This window comes from Bradyrhizobium sp. USDA 4354, from assembly GCF_054060315.1.
Genome location: NZ_JBSSDC010000001.1, coordinates 1,844,442 through 1,863,259 on the forward strand (window position 1 = coordinate 1,844,442; position 18,818 = coordinate 1,863,259).

At 64.0% G+C, this 18,818-nt stretch carries 20 protein-coding genes and 1 tRNA gene; 6 read left to right on the forward strand and 15 right to left on the reverse strand.

Annotated elements, in window-relative coordinates; genetic code table 11:
- Nucleotides 1–107 precede the first annotated feature (107 nt).
- From ACVIIV_RS08685 to ACVIIV_RS08695, 3 genes are all read right to left on the reverse strand, one after another.
- Nucleotides 108–1,742 (reverse strand): alkaline phosphatase family protein, encoded by a 1,635-nt coding sequence (locus ACVIIV_RS08685; RefSeq protein WP_456743814.1) that lies wholly within the window; start codon nucleotides 1,740–1,742, stop codon nucleotides 108–110.
- A gap of 442 nt (nucleotides 1,743–2,184) precedes the next feature.
- Entirely contained in the window at nucleotides 2,185–3,225 is a 1,041-nt protein-coding gene (gene obgE / locus ACVIIV_RS08690) for a GTPase ObgE (protein ID WP_456743815.1), read from the reverse strand.
- Nucleotides 3,226–3,309: 84 nt separating this feature from the next.
- Complete coding sequence (locus ACVIIV_RS08695; RefSeq protein WP_456743816.1) at nucleotides 3,310–3,792, reverse strand: MaoC family dehydratase; 483 nt, start codon at nucleotides 3,790–3,792, stop codon at nucleotides 3,310–3,312.
- Here ACVIIV_RS08695 and ACVIIV_RS08700 point away from each other — a divergent pair.
- A complete protein-coding gene (locus ACVIIV_RS08700; RefSeq protein ID WP_456743817.1) occupies nucleotides 3,766–4,035 on the forward strand; it encodes a hypothetical protein in 270 nt (89 codons plus the stop codon). The two genes, ACVIIV_RS08695 and ACVIIV_RS08700, sit on opposite strands and share 27 nt — an antisense overlap.
- Nucleotides 4,036–4,061: 26 nt before the next feature.
- Entirely contained in the window at nucleotides 4,062–4,976 is a 915-nt protein-coding gene (locus ACVIIV_RS08705) for a DMT family transporter (protein ID WP_456743818.1), read from the forward strand.
- Between the two features lie 164 nt (nucleotides 4,977–5,140).
- Here ACVIIV_RS08705 and ACVIIV_RS08710 read toward each other — a convergent pair whose 3' ends face one another.
- From ACVIIV_RS08710 to rplU, 4 genes are all read right to left on the reverse strand, one after another.
- The gene (locus tag ACVIIV_RS08710) at nucleotides 5,141–6,238 is read right to left on the reverse strand and encodes an ISAs1 family transposase (RefSeq protein WP_456742655.1); all 1,098 of its coding nucleotides are present in this window, start codon (nucleotides 6,236–6,238) and stop codon (nucleotides 5,141–5,143) included.
- A gap of 109 nt (nucleotides 6,239–6,347) precedes the next feature.
- Entirely contained in the window at nucleotides 6,348–6,941 is a 594-nt protein-coding gene (locus ACVIIV_RS08715) for a GNAT family N-acetyltransferase (RefSeq protein ID WP_456743819.1), read from the reverse strand.
- 148 nt (nucleotides 6,942–7,089) lie between these two features.
- Entirely contained in the window at nucleotides 7,090–7,359 is a 270-nt protein-coding gene (rpmA, locus tag ACVIIV_RS08720; RefSeq protein ID WP_025032812.1) for a 50S ribosomal protein L27, read from the reverse strand.
- Between the two features lie 102 nt (nucleotides 7,360–7,461).
- On the reverse strand, nucleotides 7,462–7,848 hold the full coding sequence (rplU, locus tag ACVIIV_RS08725) for a 50S ribosomal protein L21 (RefSeq protein ID WP_027572946.1): 387 nt from the start codon (nucleotides 7,846–7,848) through the stop codon (nucleotides 7,462–7,464).
- Nucleotides 7,849–8,181: 333 nt separating this feature from the next.
- On the opposite strand from rplU, the gene ACVIIV_RS08730 reads away from it, so the two are divergent.
- Nucleotides 8,182–9,312, forward strand: a complete 1,131-nt coding sequence (locus tag ACVIIV_RS08730; RefSeq protein ID WP_456743820.1) for an ROK family protein — start codon at nucleotides 8,182–8,184, stop codon at nucleotides 9,310–9,312.
- Nucleotides 9,313–9,551: 239 nt separating this feature from the next.
- On the opposite strand, the gene ACVIIV_RS08735 is transcribed toward ACVIIV_RS08730, so the two are convergent.
- Nucleotides 9,552–10,415: an alpha/beta fold hydrolase gene (locus tag ACVIIV_RS08735; RefSeq protein WP_456743821.1), complete on the reverse strand. Its 864-nt coding sequence runs from the start codon at nucleotides 10,413–10,415 to the stop codon at nucleotides 9,552–9,554.
- Between the two features lie 244 nt (nucleotides 10,416–10,659).
- Between ACVIIV_RS08735 and ACVIIV_RS08740 the strand changes: the two genes are divergently transcribed.
- Nucleotides 10,660–10,749: transfer RNA gene (locus ACVIIV_RS08740), tRNA-Ser, on the forward strand.
- An 87-nt stretch (nucleotides 10,750–10,836) separates the two neighbouring features.
- Here ACVIIV_RS08740 and ACVIIV_RS08745 read toward each other — a convergent pair.
- Both ACVIIV_RS08745 and ACVIIV_RS08750 read right to left on the reverse strand, forming a co-directional pair.
- Nucleotides 10,837–11,229, reverse strand: coding sequence for a VOC family protein (locus ACVIIV_RS08745; RefSeq protein ID WP_456743822.1), 393 nt, complete (start codon nucleotides 11,227–11,229; stop codon nucleotides 10,837–10,839).
- A 304-nt stretch (nucleotides 11,230–11,533) separates the two neighbouring features.
- Complete coding sequence (locus ACVIIV_RS08750; protein ID WP_456743823.1) at nucleotides 11,534–12,445, reverse strand: LysR family transcriptional regulator; 912 nt, start codon at nucleotides 12,443–12,445, stop codon at nucleotides 11,534–11,536.
- 111 nt (nucleotides 12,446–12,556) lie between these two features.
- Here ACVIIV_RS08750 and ACVIIV_RS08755 point away from each other — a divergent pair, with 111 nt between their 5' ends.
- Together ACVIIV_RS08755 and ACVIIV_RS08760 are read left to right on the forward strand one after the other, a co-directional pair.
- Nucleotides 12,557–14,197: an FAD-dependent oxidoreductase gene (locus ACVIIV_RS08755; protein WP_456743824.1), complete on the forward strand. Its 1,641-nt coding sequence runs from the start codon at nucleotides 12,557–12,559 to the stop codon at nucleotides 14,195–14,197.
- 79 nt (nucleotides 14,198–14,276) lie between these two features.
- On the forward strand, nucleotides 14,277–15,257 hold the full coding sequence (locus tag ACVIIV_RS08760) for a Bug family tripartite tricarboxylate transporter substrate binding protein (RefSeq protein ID WP_456743825.1): 981 nt from the start codon (nucleotides 14,277–14,279) through the stop codon (nucleotides 15,255–15,257).
- A 9-nt stretch (nucleotides 15,258–15,266) separates the two neighbouring features.
- Here the strand turns inward: ACVIIV_RS08760 and ACVIIV_RS08765 are convergent, their stop codons facing one another.
- From ACVIIV_RS08765 to rutB, 5 genes are read right to left on the reverse strand one after another with little or no spacing between them, the layout of a single operon-like run.
- Nucleotides 15,267–16,076, reverse strand: a complete 810-nt coding sequence (locus ACVIIV_RS08765; RefSeq protein WP_456743826.1) for an ABC transporter ATP-binding protein — start codon at nucleotides 16,074–16,076, stop codon at nucleotides 15,267–15,269.
- Nucleotides 16,073–16,864, reverse strand: a complete 792-nt coding sequence (gene rutD, locus ACVIIV_RS08770) for a pyrimidine utilization protein D (RefSeq protein WP_456743827.1) — start codon at nucleotides 16,862–16,864, stop codon at nucleotides 16,073–16,075. Before rutD ends, ACVIIV_RS08765 begins: the two co-directional genes overlap by 4 nt.
- A gap of 34 nt (nucleotides 16,865–16,898) precedes the next feature.
- Nucleotides 16,899–17,699 carry an ABC transporter permease gene (locus tag ACVIIV_RS08775; RefSeq protein WP_456743828.1) on the reverse strand — a complete coding sequence of 267 codons (801 nt, stop codon included), beginning with the start codon at nucleotides 17,697–17,699 and terminating at the stop codon, nucleotides 16,899–16,901.
- Nucleotide 17,700: 1 nt separating this feature from the next.
- A complete protein-coding gene (gene rutC / locus ACVIIV_RS08780) occupies nucleotides 17,701–18,087 on the reverse strand; it encodes a pyrimidine utilization protein C (protein WP_456743829.1) in 387 nt (128 codons plus the stop codon).
- Nucleotides 18,084–18,818 carry a pyrimidine utilization protein B gene (rutB, locus tag ACVIIV_RS08785; protein ID WP_456743830.1) on the reverse strand — a complete coding sequence of 245 codons (735 nt, stop codon included), beginning with the start codon at nucleotides 18,816–18,818 and terminating at the stop codon, nucleotides 18,084–18,086. The genes rutC and rutB overlap by 4 nt, the downstream gene beginning before the upstream one ends.

An 18,818-nucleotide genomic window follows, 5' to 3' on the forward strand; every position in this document is an offset into this window, starting at 1 on the left:
ATCCTGAGGAGCGCGGAACGCGCGTCTCGAAGGATGAAGGCCGAGGTGCGAGAGACGAGCCTTCATGGTTCGAGACGGCGCTCGCGCGCCTCCTCACCATGAGGGTCTTACAGCTTCGCGCGCTGCGCGATGCCGTCGCGGATCGATGCGAGCTCTTTCTCATCCCAGATGCCGATCAGGAAGCCGCCTTTCACTTGGAGCTGGTTCTCGGCATAGGCTGCGATCTTTTCGGGGGGCGTGGTGATGTGACCGCTCGGATGCAGCGCCCAGTCGAACAATTCCGCCTGGAGGCGCGCGATCACACCGGCGCATTCAGGATCGTCGCCGCGATCCACAAACTCTTCCGGATCGGCCTCGAGGTCGTACAGCATCGGGCGGAAGCCGGAGGTGTGGATGTATTTCCAGCGGCCGTCGAACACCATGAACAGGCGGCAGCGTTCGATCGGCTGGTTCAGCTTCAAACGCACGTCCTGCATCGCGTAGTCGTATTCGGAGAACGCCACCTTGCGCCAATCCGGCGGCGTTGGGCCGCGCAGCAGCGGCAGCAGCGAGCGTCCTTCGAGAATGTGGCCCGGCACCTTGCCGCCGAAATAATCGACGAAGGTTGGGGCGAGATCGATCGCCTCAACCAGCGCATCGCTGCGCGTGCCCCGCGTGGCGTCGGCCTGTTTCGACGGATCAATGATGATCAGCGGGATCTTCGCCGACTGTTCGTGGAACAGGTCCTTCTCGCCCATCCAGTGATCGCCGAGATAATCGCCGTGATCGGAGGTGAACACGATCATCGTCGTCTCCAGCAGGCCGCGCGCCTCCAAAAACTTCATCAGCACGCCCATCTGGTCGTCGATCTGGGTGATCAGGCCCATATAGGTCGGGATCACCTTCTCGCGGGCCTCATCGCGCGCCATGTTGCGGGAGTAGCGCATGTCCATATAGGCGCCGAACACCGGATGCGGGCTCGAGCGCTCGCGCTCGGAGCGGATCACCGGAATCAAGTCATCCGTCGAATACATGCTGGCGTAGGGCTCCGGCGCGATATAGGGCCAGTGCGGCTTGATGTAGGACAGGTGCAGGCACCATGGCCGGCCGTCGGTCTCGGCCTCGCTGATGAAGTCCATCGCGCGCCGCGTCATGTAGGGCGTCTCGGAATGCTCCTCCGGCACGCGCGCGGCCTTGTCGGCGTGCACCAGCAGCCAGCCGTTCTGCAGCGAGCCGTCGTCAGCCGCACCCGAATTGGCCCAATGCTCCCAGGGATTGGTGGCTTCAAAACCTTGGCTGCGCAGATAGTCATCGTATTTCGGCCGCGGCCGTCCCGTCGGATGCAGGCCGTCGTCGCGCTCATAGGGCTCGAAACCGCATTCGGCGACATGCACGCCGATGACCGATTCCGGGGGGATGCCGAGCGCCTTCATGCCTTCGAGGTCGGGGGCCATATGGGTCTTGCCGACCAGCACGTTGCGCACGCCGATCTTGTTGAGGTGATCGCCGAGCGTGGGCTCGCCAACGCGCAGCGGCCAGCCGTTCCAGTGCGAGCCGTGCGAGCGCATGTAGCGCCCGGTGTAGAACGACATCCGCGACGGGCCGCAGATCGGCGATTGCACATAAGCCTTGGTGAAGAGCACGCCGCGCTTCGCCATGGCGTCGATGTTCGGTGTCTTCAGCGTGGGATGGCCGGTGCAGCCGAGATAATCATAGCGAAGCTGGTCGCACATGATCCAGAGAACGTTCTTCGCGCGCGCCATGCCTCGCCCCTGCATTTTCTTGATTGTTCGATGCTGCGCTATTGCGCCAGCGAAGACAAGCCAGAGATGCGCGTGACCGCAGTCGCCAACTCCACTGTCGTCCCTGCGAAAGCACTAGTGCATGCACATATCTTTTCGAACCTAAAAACCGACTCTCAATCAAAGACTTGCTCACCACTCAGCGACGAGAATTCACGAGGGTCGGTCCGCCGGAGTGCAGCATTTCTCTGCACTCCAGAGGCAAGTCATTGATTAGACTCGGGAAGATATGTGCATGCACTAGTGCGAAAGCAGGGACCCATAACCACAGGGAGTGGTTTGGCGAAGATCAGAAGTTCGGTACAGCAACCATCCGCATCGAGAGATCACGCGGTATGGTCCCCGCGCCCCGTGCGCAATTGCGCACTAGGCGGGGACGACGGTGGAGAGAGCGGTGCTTACTTCACGCCGACCACGGCTCCGCTTCGGCTGCGCTCTTCGCCTTCGCGGACACCGGGCTTTCGCCGATCACGTCGGCCAGCGCACGCAACGCTTCCTTGACGCCCTGGCCGGTGACGCCGGAGAGCAGCAGCGGCGTCTTCTTGGCGGCGCGCTTCAGGCGGTCCTTCTGCTTCTTGAGCTCGTCCGGCTCGACCGCGTCGATCTTGTTCAGCGCGACGATCTCGATCTTGTCGGTGAGCTGCCCGCCATAGGCATCGAGCTCCTTGCGCACGGTCTTGTAGGCCTTGCCGGCGTGCTCGCAGGTTGCGTCGACAAGATGCAGCAGCACGCGGCAGCGTTCGACATGGCCGAGGAAGCGGTCGCCGAGGCCCGCGCCTTCATGCGCGCCCTCGATCAAGCCGGGAATATCCGCCAGCACGAATTCGCGGCCGTCGGCATTCACGACGCCGAGCTGCGGATGCAGCGTGGTGAAGGGATAGTCGGCGATCTTCGGCTTCGCCGCGCTGACCTTGGAGAGGAAGGTCGACTTGCCGGCATTGGGCAGGCCGACGAGGCCGGCATCGGCGATGAGTTTCAGCCGCAGCCAGATCCAGCGCTCCTCGCCGGGCTGGCCGGGATTGGCGTTGCGCGGCGCTCGGTTGGTCGACGATTTGAAATGCGCATTGCCGAAGCCGCCATTGCCGCCCTCGGCCAGCACGAATTTCTCGCCGACCTTGGTGAAGTCGTGGATCAGCGTCTCGCGGTCCTCGTCGAAGATCTGCGTGCCCATGGGGACCTTCAGCACGATGTTCTTGCCGTTGGCGCCGTGGCGGTCCGAGCCCATGCCGTTCTCGCCCTTCTGGGCCTTGAAGTGCTGCTGGTAGCGGTAGTCGATCAGCGTGTTCAGCCCGTCGGCGACCTCGATGATGACATTGCCGCCGCGGCCGCCATTGCCGCCGGAGGGACCGCCGAATTCGATGAACTTCTCGCGGCGGAACGCCACGCAGCCGTTCCCGCCGTCACCGGAGCGGATATAGACCTTTGCTTCGTCGAGGAATTTCATGGGCCATAGGTAGGCCAGCCAATCCCGCCCGGCAACCCGGATCGGTCCGCAAATCGGCGGAAATTCCGCGAATTGCGGCCTTGCTTAACCGATCGGGCGGCGGCGGATCAGGAATTTCTGCATGCCCTCCAGCACCAGCTCCTTGCGCTGGTTGAACACGGTGCTCCGCAGCGTCACGACGCCTGTCGTGCGTCCCGGCACCAGTTCGATGACTTCGAGCGCCGGATAAATGGTGTCATCGGCGAACACGGGCTTGAGGAAGCGGCTTGATTGCTCGAGGAAGCCGATCAGGGAGTCCTCGACCATGAACGGAAACAGGCCGGCACCGGGCGCGGTGTGGATCAAGGTCTGGAAGCCGTGGGCGAGCAGATGCGGCATGCCGCGGGCGCGGCAATATTCCACGTCATAGTGCACCGGATGGGTGTCGCCGCTCGCGGTCTGGAATGCGGCGAACAATGCGGAGGTCTGGGTCCGGCTCGGCAACACGAAACGCTCGCCGAGGACGAAATCCTCAAACCAGCGTTGCGTGGGGATCATGCGATGCTGGGTTGGATCGAAGTCGGGCATGTCCATACTCACTTTATCGGCGGGGCGCTTATCGCTACCGCGATGCGAAGAGTGCGACAATCCGTTCAATTCGGCTTGCGCGGGGTTGCCGCGGCGGCTCACGTCATTAAAAACGACCGCAAGCGAACTCTACCGCTGATTTTCTGCGTTCTCTCCGCCCGTCATTGCGAGGAGCGTAGCGACGAAGCAATCCAGACTGCCGCCATGGAGACGGTCTGGATTGCTTCGCTTCGCTCGCAATGACGACCTCTCACAGTCCGACTTATTCGATGCCCCTGTTCAAGAACCTCTCCGCCTATGACGATCGCTCCGCGCGGCTGGCCGGCATTGCACTGATGGTGCTGTCGATCTTCATGTTCTCGTTCGGCGATGCCATGGGCAAGTTCCTGGTCGGGACCTATTCGGTGGGACAGCTCCTGTTCCTGCGCGCCTGCGCGGCGCTGCTGTTGCTGTCGCCGCTGGTGTGGAAGCAGCGTCACCAGTTCCTGCATCTGGAGCGGCCGGGCTTGCAGCTGTTTCGCGTCGTGCTGTCGACGCTGGAGGTGGCCGCCTTCTTCCTCGCGACCGTCTATCTGCCGCTCGCCGACGTCATCACCTATTATCTCGCCGGTCCGATCTTCGTCACCGCGATGTCGGCGATCTTTCTGGGCGAGAAGGTCGGCTGGCGGCGCTGGACCGCGATCCTGATCGGCTTCTGTGGCGTCTTGATCGCGCTGCGCCCCTCGGCGCAGACGGTCAGCCTGCCGGCGTTGATCGCGCTCGGCGGCAGCCTCTCCTTCGCGACCCTGATGCTGATCACGCGCAGCCTGCGCAAGACACCCGACATCGTGATGGCGTCCTCGCAATTCGTCGGCACGTTTTCGCTGGGGGCTGCGCTGTCGGCGTTCCACTGGGTGCCGCCGACCCCTGGCAGTCTCGTGATCTTCGCGCTCGCAGGGTGCGTCTCGGTGACCGCGCTGTTCTGCGTCAACCGTTCGCTCAAGCTCGCGCCGGCCAGCGTCGTGGTGCCCTATCAATATTCGATGATCGTCTGGGCCGTGATCTTTGGCTTCGTCGTGTTCGGCGACGTCCCATCCATCGCAACACTCGTCGGCGCTGCCATCATCATCGGCGCCGGGTTCTACATCTTCTTGCGCGAACGGGATCTCGGACGAGAGAGCGCGGAAGTAAATCCGCCGGCGTGACGCCCACCCTCCCCTGGAGGGGGAGGGTCGCTGCGCATGTAGCGAAGCGGAATGCGTAGCGGGGTGGGGTGACGGTCTCTCCGCATTAAACGCTGCCCGAGCGGAGAGATCACCCCCACCCCGCTCGCGCTGCGCGCGATCGACCCTCCCCCTCCAGGGTAGGGCTATCGCATGTGGCCAAGAAGCTCGAAGAGAAAGGCATCGTTCCATCCGGCGCGCTTAAGCTTGAGGCGCAAGGAGGTGGTTGTATCGGGATGGGCTCTGGCGACATTGAGGGCAAGACGCCGGAGTACGGCAAGGTTGGCCGGGGCGTTGTCCTTGCGGTTGCGGGCCAGATCCTCGTCGAGGACGACGTCGAGCGGCCAATGCAGGCCGTTTTCGATGGTCCAGTGAGTACGGACGATACGCAGAACATCCTTGGAGCTGTAGGCTTGGCTCATCAGGAAGAAGCGCTCGATGGCCTTGTCTTTGCCGCGCTTGCTGGTGATCCTGGCCACGGCCTTGATCCCGGGAAAGTCGTGCTTTTGCGCCATGTCCTTGACCGGTGCGACAACGGCAGTGCGCCTTTCCTTGCGCCCGTGATCGGCATCGGTGGTGGTGGTCGCTCTGGTTCCCTTGCGCGTTGCGGCACCGATGGCAGCCTTGGCGTCGGCCAACAGCGCCGGCTGGTTCTCCTTCACCGCCAGCACGTAATCGCCGCGCCGTGCCACAATCGCTTTGGCCATGCCGCGATGGCAATGCAGCGCATCGGTCGTCACCACGCAGCCTTTGAGCTGCAGAAGTTCGATCAACTGCAACGCGCCGGCAGCTTCGTTGTTGTTCGGCGCCTGCACGTTGGCCAGCGCCATGCGGGTCTGCGCCGCCCAAGCGGTCACCATGACGGGCGGCATATGGCTCTTGCCGCGCTCGTAGCCGCGCCGCAGCGCTTTGCCGTCGAGCGCGATCACTCCCCTCGGTTGTTTGATCTTCGCGCCTTCCGCAAAGGCCTTCATGAAGCGCTGGAAGGCTTTCTCGAACGCTGCCGGATCGAGCATGCGGAACACGCGGCTGAACGTGTCGTGGCTCGGCAGACCATGCTCGAGCACCAGCACACCCTCCCAAAGATAGGCCTTCATCCGCGCAAACAGCGCCATGTCGGTGCAACTCGTTGCCCCACACAGCGTCGCCATCAACGCAATGAACAAAATCTCCGTCAGATCGTGCAGCGCATTGTCCGCGCGCGGGTCCGGCAATTCCTCGAAGCACTCCGCAAATCGGTTCATCGGCCGCTCCATCCGAATCAGGAGCTACCTTCAGAATCAATTTCTCGCCGCTTCGCAATGACTTACAGAATCCCACATGCGATTCCCCTGCCCTCCAGGGGAGGGTAAGTTACCGCACCCTCCGCGCGCTGCTCCAGCTCTTCAGCGAGGCCCACACTCCGCGCGACAGGCGGAAGCAGTCGACGGGCGTAGAGGAGCCCAGCGCCAGGAAACGGTGCAGCTGCACGCCGCTCCACTGGAAGCCGCACTTCTCCAGCACCTTGCGCGAGGCCGGATTGGTGACGCGGGCGCCGGCATAGAGATGCTCGTCCTCGAACTCCTCGAAGAAGAAGTCGATCGCACCGCGCGCGGCTTCGGTGGCAAAGCCCTGGCCCCAGTGCTCGACGCCAAGCCAGTAACCGAGCTCGGCATTGTCGGGCTTCGAGCAATCGATGCCGACCATGCCGAGCGGCCCGGTATCGTGCTCGATCAGGAATACGGTCTCGCTGCCGAGCTCGGCGGTGGCGCGGATGAATTCGGCGGCGTCGTCCTGCGAATAGGGATGCGGCAGGCGGCGCGTGTTCTCGGCGACACGGCGGTCATTGGCGAGCCGGGCGATGGCCCTGACGTCGGCCAGCGTCGGCCGCCGCAAGGTCAGCCGCTCGGTGGCGACGACGCTTGGTCTCGCCTCCCGCAAGGTCACGCTCGAGAAGTCCTGCAACATGTCCGGCTCCGTGAAAGTCACTAAGTCAAAGTGAGCAACGAAAAGGGGAGGCCGGTTTCCCGCCTCCCCTTGGAGCCTTCGATCTGTTGCGATCTTTAGGACTCCGCCGGTTCAGTCGGGACCGGCGGACTCCAATTTGATCCACCGTCTATTCAGCAGCCTCGGCAAGCGGGAGCACCGATACGAAGGTGCGGCCGTTGGCTTTGGCCTGGAACGCAACGCGGCCCTCGATCTTGGCGAACAAAGTGTGGTCCGTACCCATGCCGACATTAAGGCCGGGGTGCCAGGTGGTGCCGCGCTGACGCGCAATGATGTTGCCGGGAGTGACGATCTCCCCGCCGAACGCCTTGATACCGAGGCGCTTGCCCTTGGAATCGCGTCCGTTGCGCGATGAACCGCCTGCTTTTTTGTGAGCCATGGCTCGTCTCCGAAATCCTGCGTATTTCTAGATCAATTCCTTGACGGAATCATTTCAAAATTTCTCACGCCTCAATTCGTGAACTGGCGTGATCAATTCGATTTATTCGGCGGCTTCCGTTGCCGGCTCCTTGGCCACCTTCTCCTTCTTCGGACGCGGGCCCTTGGTGGGCTTGGCGCCGTCGGTCAGGATCTCGCTGACGCGCAGCACGGTGATCTCGTCGCGGTAGCCGCGCTTGCGGCGCGAGTTCTTGCGGCGACGCTTCTTGAAGGCGATGACCTTCGGGCCGCGCTTGTGGTCGAGCACCTCGACCGCGACGGAGGCACCTGCGACCGTCGGCACGCCCAGCACCGGCGTGTCGCCGCCGACCACCAGAACTTCATTCAACTGCACGATCGAGCCGACTTCGCCTTCGATCTTGCCTACTTCCAAGACATCATCCGGCACGACGCGGTATTGCTTGCCGCCGGTTTTGATGACTGCGAACATCGTTTTTTTCCTTCGTGTTCAATCCCGGCCTCGGGACGAACATCGTCCGGGCCGGCTTTTTGTCAGTCGCTACGGGTTTATGCGAGTCTGCGCGGGCGGGAGTTATCCCTTTGAAAACCCGGGCAAAAACAAGCGGCGCGAGAAACGCCCCGCGCCGGCTGTGGGACTTATAGCCGCCGGCCGCGGAGAGTCAAGGAAAACCGCCAAAAAGGGCCCGGATTTGAAGCATTTGGGCCATTTCCGATGCTCGAACGATTCTCCGGCCTGCTCTGCAACCAACGGGTTCCCACCCCGTTGTGTCCTCGCAAATTGAGCACGCGGGCAAGGGCTATCATGGCTGCAGACGAGCTGGTCAAGACAACGGGTATCGCCCAGCACGGGGCGAGCCGCCTGCCGTCGGTCGATGTCGACAGCTTCAACATCGAGATCAAGGATGACGACGGCTTTCTCGGCGATCGCGCCAGCAAGGGTGCGTTTCGCGAGATCCTCGAGGAATGGCGCAAGCCGCTACGCAAGAGCGGCGAGGATCCGTTCGGTGACGAGCCGTCCGACAAGATCAGCAAGAAGACCCTCGATGCCGTTCTGGCCGGCGACGACACCGAGGCCACGGCCGTCGTGCACAGCGCGATCGAGGACTTCGCGCAGGAGCTCGCTTACGTGACGCGGCGATTCCTCAAGACCAAGGCCTGGGCCAAGACCGAATGCATCGTGGTTGGGGGCGGCTTTCGCGCCAGCCGGCTCGGCGAAATTGCCATCGCCCGGGCCGAGATCATCCTGAAATCGGAGGGCTTCAAGGTCGACCTGGTGCCGATCCGCTTCGATCCGGACGATGCCGGCCTGATCGGAGCCTTGCACCTCGCGCCGTCCTGGATCTTCGAGGCCTATGACAGCATTCTCGCCGTCGATATCGGCGGAACCAACATCCGCTGCGGCATCGTCGAGACCCGCTGGAAGAAGGTGCCCGACCTGTCCAAGGCCGTCGTCTTCAAATCCGATCTGTGGCGCCACGCCGACGACGAGCCGAGCCGCGAAGCCGCGGTCAAGCGGCTGGTCAAGATGCTCGAAGGCCTCGTCGAGGATGCCAAAGCCGAAGGCTTCAAGCTCGCGCCGTTCATCGGCATCGCCTGTCCCGGCGTGATCAACGCGGACGGCTCGATCGAGAAAGGCGCGCAGAATCTCCCCGGCAATTGGCAGAGCAGCAAGTTCAACCTGCCGGCGAGCCTGATCGAGGCCATCCCCGAGATCGGTGAGCACGACACCGCGATCGTGATGCACAATGACGGCGTCGTTCAGGGCCTCTCCGAGGTGCCGTTCATGCAGCATGTCGAGCGCTGGGGCGTGCTCACCATTGGCACCGGACTCGGCAATGCGCGCTTCACCAACCGCCGCAAGGAGAACGGCAACGGCAAAGACCGGGATTCCACGGAGAACGGGAAGAAAAAGGGTAAAGCGGACAAGGAGTAACCTTGATCGGTTAGGTTAAGGACCGGATTGCGTTGCGGGGCGCGGGCTGCACGCTAGGGTCGAATCGTCGCTTCACCTGGCCGGCGAAGCCGCCCTTCACGGCCAGCATTTCAATGAGCGGCACGGGACCGCCAGTGTTTACCGCGTCTGGCGGTCCCACCCCGTTCTTCCAAAGCGTTTTCGAGCGAAGTGGACACCGGTTCGCGTAAAGAAAACGCGTCAAAATAAGAATCTCATCCTCAGCTCCAGCCGATGCGCTGAAGGAACGCCGCGATCTCGCGTCCCGCGCGATCCGGATCTTCCCGATGCGGGAAGTGGCCGACATCCGGAAACATCGCCAGATCGAGTTCGCTGAAGGTCTCGGCCAGCCGGTCGGTCCACGCATACGGAAACAGCGGATCGTGCTCGGCCCAGCGCACGCATGTCGGCACCGCGATCGGCGGCAGCTTTGGCGCTTCGCCCTTCATCATCGCGAGACGCCCGGCATGGGAGGCGCGATAATGCGCAAAGCCGCCGGCGAGATTGCCCTCCTTGACGAAATTGTCGGCGAAGGCGTCGAGCACGTCGTCGAAAGCATTCTTCCGGTGCGCCCAGCCTTGCAGGAAATGGCTGATATAGAGCCGGCAGGTCTCCCGGCTCGCGCCGACGAGCTTTGGCGCCATCTCCATCTGGTGGAAGGACTGGTACCAGATGTGATTGAGCCGGTCGGGTGCCGCCATCCGCGCTCCGATCCCGGGATAGACGAAGTCGAAGAAGAAAAGCCCGGTGAGCCGCTTCTGCGCCTGCCGGGCCAGGGGCTGCATCACGGCACCGCCGACATCATGGCCGGCTACGGCGAATCGGCTGATGCCGAGCGCGTCCATCAGGGCCAGCATGTCCGCCGCGTGGCCCTCCGGCCCGTAAGGCCCGTCCGGCTTGTCGCTGTCGCCGAAGCCGCGCAGATCGGGCGCGATCAGCATGAAGCGGTCGGCCAGGCGCGCCATCAGCGGCTCCCAGGTCAGCCAGAATTCCGGCCAGCCATGCAGCAAAAGCAGCGGTTTACCCCGTCCAGCGCGGACCAGGTGGAAATCGGCGCCATTGGCCGAGATGGTCAGATGCTCCATGGCGGTTCCTTTCGTGGCAGAAGCGTTTTCCAGCGAAGTGGCCACCGGTTCGCGCCCGAGAAAACACGTCAAAACAAGAATCCAGGGCTCCGTTCCGGCTCATCGGAGCGGAGCTCCAGGCCAAGTGAGACGACAAGGGCTGAAAGAGGCTGCGGATTTTCCCCGTTGGCGCCTTGTCTGGCCCGCCATCCTCGCCTATTAACGCCCCCAACCACAGGGGCCCAGCTCCTATATGGCGCCTTCAGGAGAGGTGGCAGAGTGGTTGAATGCACCGCACTCGAAATGCGGCATAGGTGCAAGCCTATCGGGGGTTCGAATCCCTCCCTCTCCGCCAGCGTGCACTTGCCGCTCATCTGCCATAGTTGAATTTGCGAGGTCGCGCTGTTATCGCCCGCGGAGCACTTTCCTTTGTTGTCTGCGTCTAAGGATTCCAGCCGCCGCTGCCGTAGGGGCGCGTGATGACTTCGAGCAGATGCCCGTTCAGGTCTTCGAAATAAAGACCGCGTCCGCCATCGTGATCGTTGATGTCGCCCGACTTGCGCTGCGCGGGATCAGCCCAGTAAGTCAGCTTCCGCTTGCGAATCCGATCAAAGATCGCGTCGAATTCGGCGTCACCGACCAGGAAAGCGTAGTGTTGGCGCGCGAACTCTCCCTGGGTGTCCATATAATCGAGATTGGCATCGTTCTCGGTGGTGACCATGTAAAACGGTCCCCAGCGCCGCGGTGGAGGCAGCCCCAACATCTCGGCCAAGAAATCGGCCGATGCCTTGCTGTCATGAGTCGACAGAATCGTATGATTGAATTCGATCGCCATGTTCGGATCTCCGCAGCCATAGGTGGAATCAAAACGAGCCGCGAACGGAGGTGGTTCCTGTTCCCAATGGGGGCGTGTCATCGTGGCAGCGCCGGCAATTGGAACGAGGCGAGTGAAGGAATGTTCGATTGGGCGCCACGAAAAATTGCCAGCTGGGCCGTGGCGGACGAAAATCGGGAAAGCCTTGACTATTTTGGCCCCTGCTCGAGCCGAGCTGCACACGATTGACCGATGCTCGTTCCTCGCCATCGTGACTGACTCCCTCTCCGCCATATCAACCAGCTCGCCGAAAAGCTCCGTAGAATCAGCCTGATGCCTGTGCCGTTCGCCCCGCCAGCACGGTCCGCGCCGTCGCCACGAACGCCTGCGCCGCCGGTGACAGCGTCCGACCCTGACGCTGCAGCAGCGACACCGGTCGCGTGATGGCCGGCCGCACCAGCGGTCTTGCGATCAGTGTCGGGAACTGGTCGGCCGGCAGCATCGTCGCGGGAAGGATCGCGAGACCGAGGCCCTGCGCCGTCATGGCGAGGGCGGTGTTGATCAGCGTCACTTCATAGGTCGGATCGAGGCGCTTGCCCTGCGCGCCCAGGGCCTGATCGATCTGGATGCGGATCCGCGTCTCCCGGCGCATCGCGATGGTCGGCAGTTGCACCAGCTCGTCCCATGTGAGGGAGCGCCGCGCGGCGAAGTCCGCGGTGCGGCGGCCGATCGCGCTGAGGCGGCCGCGGGTCAGTGTCTCGATCGTCATGTCGGCGAATTCGCCCTCCACGCTGCCGATCGCAAATTCGGCATCGGTTGCGGTCAGGCGTGGCACCAGATCGTCGGCGGCAACATCCCGCATGTCGATCTCGATGTCGGGATGGCTGGCGCGGAATTTCGCCAGCACCAGGGGCAGCAGCGCCGATGCGGTGCCGGCCGAGGCGAGAAACGCGACGCGGCCCGCGCGGGCCTGCGCGAGGTCGCGCATGCGGCGCGACAGGCCCTGCGCGTCGCTCAGCATGCGTTCGGCGGCGTCGAACGCCTCGTCGGCGGCCAGCGTCGGCTGCACCGAGCGCGTGGAGCGGTCGAACAGTCTGACGCCGAGCTGGGCTTCGAGCTGCTGGATCAACAGGCTCGCCGCCGATTGCGTGATGCCGAGCTCGCGCGCGGCCCGCGTGATGCTGCGCGTCCGGTAGACGCCGGTGAAGGCCCGCAACTGGCGCAAGGTGACATTCATAGAGATAGCTCATGAATTGATGAGATCTTTCCGGCTTATCGCATAAACGGACCTGCAATAAAATGCATGCTGTGCGGACGGAAAGAATCCGCGGCAATGATTGGAGCAAGCATGAGGACACAGGTGCTGGTGGTGGGCGCCGGGCCCGTCGGATTGACCGCGGCGATGGATCTGGCCTCGCGCGGGATCGACGTCGTCGTCGCGGAGATCCGCCACGCCGGCGATCCGCCCAGCGTCAAGTGCAATCACGTGTCGGCGCGCTCGATGGAGATTTTCAGGCGGCTCGGCGTTGCCGCCAAGCTGCGCGATGCGGGGCTCCCTGCGGACTTTCCCAACGATTGCTCCTACCGGACCACGGCGACCGGCATCGAGCTCTGCCGCATCGACATTCCCTCCCGCGCGCGCCGCTATAGCGCGACCGGCGGCCCCGACACCTGGTGGCCGACGCCCGAGCCGCCGCACCGGATCAACCAGATCTACCTCGAGCCGATCCTGTTCAGCCATGCCGCGGCGCAATCACGCATCAAGATCCTGGCGCGCACGGAAATCACCGAGATCGAGCAGCACGACGATCATGTCGTCGCACTGGCGCGCGATCTCGACAGCGGAAATTCGCTCCGCATCGAAGCCAGCTTCGTGATCGGCTGCGACGGCAGCCGTTCCCTCGTTCGTAAATCGATCGGCGCCAGCCTGTCCGGCACGCCGGTGATCCAGCGCGTGCAGTCGACCTTCATCGAGGCCCCGCAACTGAAGGAGCTGATGGGTGCGCACAAGCCGGCCTGGATGGTGCTCTCACTCAATCCGCGCCGCTCCGGCACCACGGTTGCGATCGACGGTCACGACCGCTGGCTGATTCACAATCACCTCAAGCCCGACGAGCTCGAGTTCGATTCGGTCGATCGCGACTGGGCGATCCGCGCCATCCTCGGCGTCGACGAGCGCTTCGAATACCGGGTGCTCAGCAAGGAGGACTGGGTCGGACGTCGCCTCGTGGCCGATCGCTTCCGCGACCGCAGGGTTTTCATCTGCGGCGACGCCGCGCATCTGTGGATGCCCTATGCCGGCTACGGCATGAATGCGGGCATTGCGGACGCCGTCGACCTCTGCTGGCAATTGGCGGCGCATCTGAACGGCTGGGCGCCGGCTGCGATCCTCGATGCCTATGAGGCGGAGCGCCAGCCCATCACCGAGCAGGTGTCGCGCTTTGCGATGGACCACGCGATGAAGATGATGGCCCAGCGTGGCGGCGTGTCGGCGGAGATCGAGGACGACACGCCGCGCGGCCATGCGGCGCGCGCAGCGCTGGCGAGAGCGGCCTACGAACTCAACGTGCAGCAATATTGCTGCGCCGGCCTCAACTTCGGCTACTATTATGATGCCTCGCCGATCATCGCCTATGATGGCGAGACGCCGCCGCCTTACGCGATGGGCAGCTTCACGCCCTCCACCGTGCCGGGCGCCCGCGCGCCGCATCTGTTCCTGCGCGACGGACGATCGCTCTACGATGCGTTCGGCGCCGGCTACACATTGCTGCGGTTCGACCCGGCGACCGATGTGACGCGGCTGCAATCTGCCGCGAAGCAGCGCGGCGTGCCGCTCGCGCTGATCGACATCGCGCCTGATGAGGCGAACGGCGCCTATGCTGAAAAGCTGGTGCTGGCGCGGCCCGATCAGCACATCGCCTGGCGCGGGCAGGTCGCGCCCGAAAATCCACTGGGCTTGCTGGCGCGCATCACCGGCGCTGCGGCGTAAGACGACTTCAAGCGGACAGCCTGGCGGCGCAGGCCGCCGGCCGTGTTTCAAGAACGAGAACACACCGAAGGAGGAGAACGTGTTTCACGTTGCAAGGCGCCGCATCCTGGCCGTGCTGACGGCTGCGACTTTCGCCGTGTTGCCGCTGGAGGCAGGCCGCGCCGCCTATCCAGAGCAATTGATCAAGGTCATCGTGACCTTCCCGCCCGGCGGCAGCGCCGACACCGTTATCCGCGCGCTCGAACCTTTGGTCGCGGCCGAGTTCAAGCAGAGCGTGGTCATCGAGAACCGCGCGGGCGCCGGCGGCAACATCGGCATGGCGGCGGTCGCGCAGGCCAAGCCCGACGGCTACACGCTCGGTGTGGCGCCGGCGGGTGCGTTGACGGTGAATCCGCACCTCAATTCCGCGATGCCGTTCGAGCTGAAGGATCTTGCGCCCATCACCCTGCTCGCGGAAATTCCCTTTGTGCTGGTCGCGTCCGCGAATATCCCGGCGCACACCACCGCGGAGACGATCGCGCTCGCCAAGGCCAAGCCGGGCGCGCTGTCGATCGGACACGGCGGCAACTCGACGGCGATGCATTTGACGGCCGCGCTGTTCACGCAAAAGGCCGGGATCGCCATGGAACTGGTCCCGTATCGCGGGACGGCGCCGGCAACGGTCGATGTTCTCGCGGGGCATGTCCCCTTCGCGGTGCTGGATATCCCGTCGTCGCGGCAATTGATCCTCGATGGCAAGCTCAATGCGATCGGCGTTTCCTCCGCGCGCCGCCTTCCGTCCTTGCCCGATGTCCCGACGCTGGCCGAGAGCGGCATTGCGGGATTCGAATCGGTGGGCTGGTTCGGGCTCGTTGCTCCTGCCGGCACGCCTGCGGATGTCATTGGCCGGCTGAACGAAGCCTTCACCAAAGCCCTGAAGGATCCTTCGGTGGCGGAAAAGATCCGGACCCTAGGCGCAGAGCCAGCGCCGACATCGCCAGAGCAGTTCGGCCGCTTCATTCAGAGCGAAAGTGCGAAATGGGGCAAGCTCATCAGCGAGGCCGGGATCAAGGCGAATTAGGTTCACTCGTCACACCACCCCAACTGGTTTCTCCAGATCGGCCCAGATCTTCGCAAAATAATCCTGGAATGCCGCATCGGTCCGCAGCGCTGCGGGATCGCGGCCCTCACGCGGCAGGTCGATCACGTGCAGCGACCGCACCGTAGCCGGGCGTGCGCTCAGCACCAGCACACGATCGGCCATGGCGATGGCTTCGCCGATGTCGTGGGTGACGAGAATGGCGCTCTTGCCGCGCTCGGCGATGATGCGGGAGACATCGGCCTGCATCAAGAGGCGGGTCTGGAAGTCGAGCGCCGAGAACGGCTCATCGAGCAGGATCACTTCAGGGTCGAAGGCCAGCGTGCGCATGATGGCGACGCGCTGGCGCATGCCGCCGGAGAGCGCGGCCGGCTTGGCATGCTCGAACCCGGCGAGCCCATAGGCCTTGATCAGCTCCAGCGCGATCTCGCGCGCGCGAGGTTTTGGCGTTTTGCGGATCTCCAGCCCGAGCATGACGTTGTCGAGCACGCTGCGCCACGGCAGCAGCAGATCCTTTTGCAGCATGTAGCCGACATGACCGGCGGCATCATCGACGCGGCGTCCGCCGACCTCGACATGGCCGCGGGTCGGCCGCAGCAGGCCTGCGATCGCGTTGAACAGCGTGGATTTGCCGCATCCGGAGGGGCCGACGATTGCCAGCGTCTCGCCGCGGCGGAGCTCAAAATCCACTTTCCGGATCGCCTCGACCGGGCGGCCGCCGCCATCGAAGGTGACGCCGACATTGTCGGCGCGCAGCACGATCGGCGCCGCTTCAGCGAGATTCTGCGCGAGCGCGTTCATCGGTCCACCTCCTTGCAGAAATCGAGCAGCGTGTCGTTGAAGACTTCCGGTGTGACCACGCTGAAGGCGTGCGCGCCCCAATCGACCTCGTGCACGCGCGAATCCGGAATCGCAGCGGCAAGCTCGCGCGTGAGATAAGCCGGCACCAGCGCGTCGTCCTTCGCGGAAGCCAGCAGCGTCGGCACATTGATTGCTGCGAGGCGTTTGCCGCCCTCGAACGCCAGAAACATGTCGATGCGTTGGTTCATCGTCGCGACGGAGGGAAAATGCTTCAGGATGCGCTCTTCCTCGGCATCGAGATGGGCGATGTTCTCCGAGATCCATTGCGGCGGATAGAGGAATAATGGCTGCGCCCGCACATAGGCTTGCGGACCGGAGTGGTTGAGGAGCGCCTTGCGGATTTCGAAGCAGCGCCGCAGGAACGGATCGGCGCAGCCCCAGCCGTTGACGACGGTGAGGCTGCGCAGCCGCCCGGGGTGGCGCAGCGCCAGCTCGATGCCGACGATGCCGCCAATGGCGTGCCCGACCACATGAGCGGTGTCGACGTTCGCCTGGTCGAGCACGCAGGCGAGGTCGTCGGCCATACCGGCGATGCTGCGGCTGGCAGCCGCGCTGCGGCCGGTGCCGACATGATCGTAGAGAATGACCTGGTGGCGGTTCGCAAGCGCATCGAGCTGTGGCGCCCAGAACGAGCCGCTGCCGCCCATGCCGGCCGAGAGCAGAACCGGCGTGCCGTGGCCGTGAACTTCGTAATAGATCTCGGCATCCTTGCCGCGTGCAAAAGCCATGACGTCCCAGCTATTGGAGTGATGTGGTTTCGGATCAGGACAGCAGGCGCCGCTCGATCAGGTCGATCGCGCCGTACATCAGGAGCGCCACCACCATCAGCGTCGCGATGCCGACCCAGACTGCGTTGAGGTCGTAGAGCACGCCGGCGTAGTAGATCATGTAGCCGAGGCCCTCTTTCGAGGCGATGTACTCGCCGACGACCGCGCCGATCAGGGCGAAGCCGACATTGAGGCGGAAGGCCGCGACGATCCACGGCATCGCGCCGGGCACGATGACGGTGCGCCAGGTCTTCAGCCGGCTGGCGCCGAGCGAGCGCAACAGCTTGACGAGATCGGCATCGACCTCCTTGGCGCCCTGGAGCGCAGTGATCACCGCGACGATGAAGGTGATGATCGCCGCGATCGCGATCTTCGAGGAGAGACCGATGCCGAACCAGACGATGATCAGCGGCGCCAGCGCGATTTTCGGCAGGCCGTTGAGCGCCACGAGGTACGGCCGCAGCACCGCGGCGCCGGTCGGGACCAGCCACAGCGACAGGCCCGCCGCGCTGCCGAGCACCGTGCCGATCAGGAACCCCGCGATGGCTTCCCATGCGGTCAGGGCCGCGTCGCGCAGGAGCTCGCCGCTGCCGATCAGCTTGCCCGCCTTGGCGATGATGCCGCTCGGCTGGCCATAAAGATAGACCGCGATCAGCCCGAACCGGATCGCGAGCTCCCACGCCGCGAGCAGCGCGACCAGCAGCGCGATCTGGAGCAGCGCGATGCGAAGCGCGGATGGCAGCTTGAAGCGTGCGCCGCCGGTCACCGGGGCCTCGCCAGCGTCGAGCGCGGCCACCTCACGGCCTCTTGTGCGCGATCGAGGCGATCTCGACGAGGTAGGCCGGCTTCACGAGGCCACACTGGATGCAGAAGCGCGCCGGCTTCTCGCCGGGAAAATACTCGGCATAGACCTTGTTGACGGCGGCATAGTTCGTCCAATCGGTGATGAAGATCGAGTTGAAGGTGACGTCGGCAAGACTCGAGCCGGCCGTCTCCAATACGCGCTTGATCGTCTCCAGGATGTGCCGGGTCTGGCCTGCTGCGTCGCCCTCATGGACGACGTCGTTGTTGGCATCGAAAGCCAGCGTGCCCGACACATAGATCACGTTGTCGGCCATCATGCCCGGCGAGAACGGGGCGATGGGGGCGTGGGTGCCTGATGGAATGATGGCGCGGGCGGTCATGGCATATCCTCTTTTGCTGGAGCGGCTTCGGTCTGGGCAAAGGCGCGGCGGAAGTCGCTCGCGGTCGAGACCCAGCCGAAGAAGGTCTCGATGTTGAAGACGGAAGCCTTCTGGATGTAGTCGGGTCCGGCCTGATGGGTCGCGTCCTCCAGCATCACGCCGAAATATTCGAGGTGAAAGCCGTCGCGTAGCGTCGATTCCACGCAGACATTGGTGGCGATGCCGCAGAACACGAGGTTGCGGATGCCGCGGGCGCGCAGGATGCTGTCGAACTGGCTGTTGAAGAAGCCGCTGTAACGCGTCTTCGGCACCACGATGTCGCCGGGCTTCGGCTGGAGATCGTCGACCAGCGCATAGTCCCAGCCGCCCTTGGCGAGCAGCTTGCCTTGCAGCTCAGGCCGCTGGCGCATCGTCTTCAGCGCGTTCGACTTGTGCCAGTTCGGCGAGCCCGGCCCGCCAGCCTCGATATAGTCGGCATCCCAGCCGTTCTGGAAGAAGATCACGGGAACGTCCGCGCCGCGCGCGACATCCAGCACGTCCTGGATCGCCGTGATCGCAGCCTTGGCGCCGGAGATGTCAAAGCCCGCGAGGTCGAGATAGCCGTTCGGCGAAGCATAGGCGTTCTGCATGTCGACGACGACGACGGCGGTCTCGTCGACCGCGAGGCGGAGCGGCTCGGGTCGCGCGGGCAGCGTGACGTAGCGCGGCTCGCGCGCGGGAGAGGTATTCAC